2 protein-coding genes and 2 pseudogenes are annotated in these 4248 nt (G+C 68.1%); 3 read left to right on the top strand and 1 reads right to left on the bottom strand.

What is annotated here, in order from left to right; genetic code table 11:
• Positions 1–788 precede the first annotated feature (788 nt).
• From ACWEN3_RS42465 to ACWEN3_RS42455, 3 genes and pseudogenes are all read left to right on the top strand, one after another.
• Positions 789–902, top strand: a pseudogene (locus ACWEN3_RS42465) (DUF5670 family protein); the annotation flags it as partial.
• A 163-nt stretch (positions 903–1065) separates the two neighbouring features.
• Positions 1066–2709, top strand: coding sequence for an IS1182 family transposase (locus ACWEN3_RS42460; protein WP_452982891.1), 1644 nt, complete (start codon positions 1066–1068; stop codon positions 2707–2709).
• Between the two features lie 497 nt (positions 2710–3206).
• Positions 3207–3533 (top strand): plasmid stabilization protein, encoded by a 327-nt coding sequence (locus ACWEN3_RS42455; RefSeq protein ID WP_452982889.1) that lies wholly within the window; start codon positions 3207–3209, stop codon positions 3531–3533.
• Positions 3534–4144: 611 nt separating this feature from the next.
• Here ACWEN3_RS42455 and ACWEN3_RS42450 read toward each other — a convergent pair.
• A pseudogene (locus ACWEN3_RS42450) lies at positions 4145–4248 on the bottom strand (zinc ribbon domain-containing protein); the annotation flags it as partial.

Below are 4248 nucleotides of genomic sequence, written 5' to 3'. Positions count from 1 at the left end.
CACAGCAATCTCGTCCGGAGTCACGCACACTCAACGCCACACCGGGCCCAGAGGACACGCACCACCACAACCGACCTGACCAAGCACTACTAGAGTCCGTCCAGCTCCGCGCGTCGCGCTGCAATCCGCTCCAGCTCCTCGGGGCCCATCATGCGCCGGACCGTAGGCGCGGCATCAGCGACGGCGGGCTGGAATCCGAAAAACGGCCCTGCCACTTCAAGATGGCGCAGCTTCAGTGAACGTGACCGTGGCACCAACATCGTGAGATGGCACATCTAGCGCAGTAACCACGCGGCCCCGGGTCTCCGCCCTGCCCTTCAGGGCGGCCGGGGGCCCTCTCTCTGCACGGCTCGGCACACTACGGTCCCGCGCGGCACCCGGCCCGTCCCGCTACCAGGGGCGGGCCGCTGTCATGCGCGCCCCGCCGCACCGCCGTCTGACGGCCTTGGGCTGCCGTCGCGTGGGGTGTGTTGTGTTGCTAACGCTGTCGCAGGTGACAGTGCGTTCCGCCGGAAGGTGACTCGCACGAACTCCCCGCCCTTTACGGGTAGTTGGGCGTTGCAGTGCGGCCGGGCTGTGCCTGCGCGGTCACGCCTCGGATCCGGCTGATGGCCCGCCGGGCTGTCTCACCTCACATTCACTGATGAAGGAACCGCTATGCACTCCTACCTTCCTCCCCTGGCTATCGGCCTGGTGGCGTCACCGGCCTCATTGCGGAGCGGCCGGTCCCGGTTAGGACCGCGCCCCGCCACCGGCCCCGCGCTGGGCACCCTCTTGCCCGGCGTGGGGCCGTCCGGGCACTGTGGTGGATCGCGGTGATCGTGCTCATCGTGTGGCTGCTCGGCTTCGTCGTCCGGTCTGCGGACAGCGGCGGCCGTAGGGGCCGCTGGTACCGCTGGTAGGCGAAAGGCACCCGGCGCGAGGAGCGCGCCCGACGCCTGAGCAATGAGTGGGCCCGGCCGCTACGGACACTGTTGGTAAATGGCTAGGCCCTGGCCGTGACGTCAGTCTTCACCACCTGGTTGTTGGTGGTGAAGACCGACGTGGCGTCTGGGGAGGGTGTCGATGTCGTTGCGGAAGAGCGGGCTGAGTGAGATCCCGGCCGAGACAGCGCGGGTGGCTCGGATGGTGTGTCCGGATGGCACGTTGGCGATGAGGCTGCGCGACGAGTTCGGGGAGGTCTTCGGCGGTGACAGATTCGCTGCTCTGTTTCCCCACCGGGGTCGGCCGGCGGTTTCGCCGGGCGTGTTGGCGCTGGTCACCGTGCTGCAGTTCGCCGAGGGACTGTCGGACCGGCAGGCCGCCGAGGCGGTGCGCGTCAGGATCGACTGGAAGTACGCGCTGGGCCTGGAGCTGACGGCCACTGGGTTCGATTTCTCGGTGCTCAGCGAGTTCCGCGCCCGCTTGGTGAAGGGGCGGATGGCTGACGAGGTCTTCGAGCGGGTGCTCTGGGCGGCCAGGGAACGTGGGCTGTTGAAGACAGCGGGGCGAGCGCGGACCGACTCCTCGCACGTGCTGGCGGCGATCCGGGCGGTCAACCACAAGGAGATGCTCGGGGAGACGCTGCGGGCGGCCTTGAACGCGCTCGCGACGGCGTTTCCCGAATGGCTGGCCGCGCAGGTCTCCCCGGACTGGTTCGACCGTTACGGTCACCGTGTGGAGGAGTCCAGGCTGCCCCGGGGCGTCCGCAAGCGCAGGGAGTGGGTCCAGCAGGCCGGGGTCGACGGGATGCGGCTGATGGAGGCGATTTTCTCACCGCAGGCTCCGCCCGGAGCACGCTCGCTGAAGGCGGTCGAGCTCCTGCGGCTCATCTGGGTGCACAACTTCCAAGTCACCGAGGGGCAGGTGTCGTTGCGCGATGCGAAGAATATTCCGCCGGGCCGGTTACGTCCCTTCTCCCCCTACGATCCAGACGCCCGAGCCGGCAACAAGCGGGGCAGCACCTGGACTGGCTATGTGCTGCAGTTGACCGAGACATGCGAACCGGACGCCCCGAACTTGATCACCCATGTCGCCACCACGGACGCGTCCGTGAGCGACATGAAGATGACCGAGGTCATTCGCGCAGACCTACGAGACCGGGACAGGCTGCCCGTCATCCACCTGGTCGATACCAACTACGTTGACGCCCAACGACTGGCGGCCGCCGAGCGGACGGGCTTCAAGCTGGTGGGGCCGATCCAGAAGAACAGGGCCGCGCAGTCATCCAGCAGATTCACCACCGAGGCGTTCGCGGTGGACTGGCAGGCCAAGCGCGTGACCTGTCCCAACGGTCAGGTCGCCGACGGCTGGCGTTCCCGCCTCTCTTCGCACGGCGTCCCGGTGATCCAGGTCCGGTTTCCCGCCCTCGTCTGTCGACCCTGTCCCGACGTGCAGACCTGCGCTCCCTCGAAGGCCGGCCGGGGCCGGGAGATCATGTTGCGGGAGAGGGACGCGCACGACGCGATCCAGAAGAACCGCGCCGACCAGCGGGATCCCGAGTGGCAGAGCCTCTATCAGCACCGCCAGGGCATTGAGGGAACTATCTCGCAGGGTGTCCGCGCCTTCGGCCTGCGCCGGTCCCGCTACCGCGGCCAGCCGAAGACAAGCCTCCAACACCTCTTCACCGCCACCGCGATGAATCTCACCCGGCTCGACGCCTGGATCACCGGCACACCTCGCGCCGGAACCCGCGCCTCTCGCTTCGAACGACTGCGTCCCACCGCTTGACGCGGCGGGACACAGCACAAGGCCCAGTCATTTACCAACAGTGTCCGCTACGGCCGGGCCCACTGGCGTGTAAAAGACGCTCCCATTGCGGCGGTTGGGAGGGATCGGGCTTATCGGACGCACCGCAGGGTACGTGAGTCATGCACCGGCCCCGCAGACTCAGCAGTGGAACCCTGCTCCTCCTGTCTGCGGGGTCGGTGCGTATCGCGCTTGCGTCTGGTTTGGTCGGGTGGCCAGGCCGCGCGGCTCGTCCCCGGCGCAGGTGACCTTGCCGGTATGCCTCCGCGCGGTCCTCGTTGCTGCCCAGCCGGGGCACGCCGGCGGCCCGGTTGCGGATGGCTCTGCGGCGCCGCCACCGCTCGATCGGCCTTGTGCTGTCGCGGCCCGTCCAGCCTTCAGGTGCAGTGGAGGGTGGGATTCCTGCCGTGTGGGTTTCACAGGGGCGGGAACGCGTTTTCTCGGAGAGCGGACCGTCCTTCTTAGCTGTGGGAGTTGTCATGCCAGCAGGATCCAGTTCCAAGCGCGAGCGTCAGTATGAGCACATCAAGGAGGGCGTGCAGAAGCGCGGTGCTTCTGCGGGGCGGGCGAAGGAAATCGCCGCGCGGACGGTCAACAAGGAGCGTGCGAGGTCGGGGGAGTCGAGGACAGCGAGCAAGACCTCCACCGGCGACAAGAAGTCCGCGTCGCAGCGTGGTGGCGAGCGCTCCCGCGGCGGTGCGCAGGGCCCCACCAGGGACCAGCTCTACGAAGAGGCCAAGAAGAAGAACATCGAGGGCCGCTCCTCGATGAACAAGGACCAGCTGCGTAAGGCAGTCGGGCGCTGACTCTTGGCAGCCGCTGGCGTCCCGACGGGCGGAGCCTTCACCGGAGCTCGTCCTAGCAGTCCGGCGTCCGCGAAGGCCAGATGAGCGAGCGGGAACCTGCACCGCATGCGTCACCGACGAACGGCATCCATGCGTATTGCTCGCCGTTCCGCGTTTACTCGCTGGCAACGCTGGCGCTCCGGTCCCACCCTGCACATCCCGCGGGGCGCCGACGACGTCGAGAACACCAACCGCAGGATCCTGCTGTACGGCGTCATGCCCCTGTGGTTCGTGCCGGCTGTCGCCGACTGGGTGATGCACCGCCGCTCCGATATCGAGCACACGAGCGGGGTGCGCGAATCAGCGATCCACGCCCTGATGATGACCGAGGCAGGCCTGCCGAAGGTCGCAGGCCTGACCGCCAAGGTGAACCCCAGCTGCCTACTGGTACCTGGGCCAGCAACGGATGCACCGGGTGACCCAGCCACCGCCCGTGCAGCCCGTCGCGGGCCCGGCCCAGCGGTGCCGCCTGAATCACCCGCTGCACGGCGTCGAGCAACCGGTCCCCACCAGAGAACCGCTCCACCCGATCCACGGCCTTCAGGATCCGGCCCGGGCCCTGGGGAACGGGTCTGAGAGGCCCGGTTCCGCTTGTCTGCATGTCCGCACTCGGCACAGGTCTGGCTGGTGTACGCCGGGTCGACGAAGACCAGGGGCACGCCGGCACGGCGTGCCT

The organism is Streptomyces sp. NPDC004561 (assembly GCF_053602155.1).
Note: the sequence above shows the minus strand (reverse complement) of the source record. Positions and strands in the feature narration are given on the sequence as shown.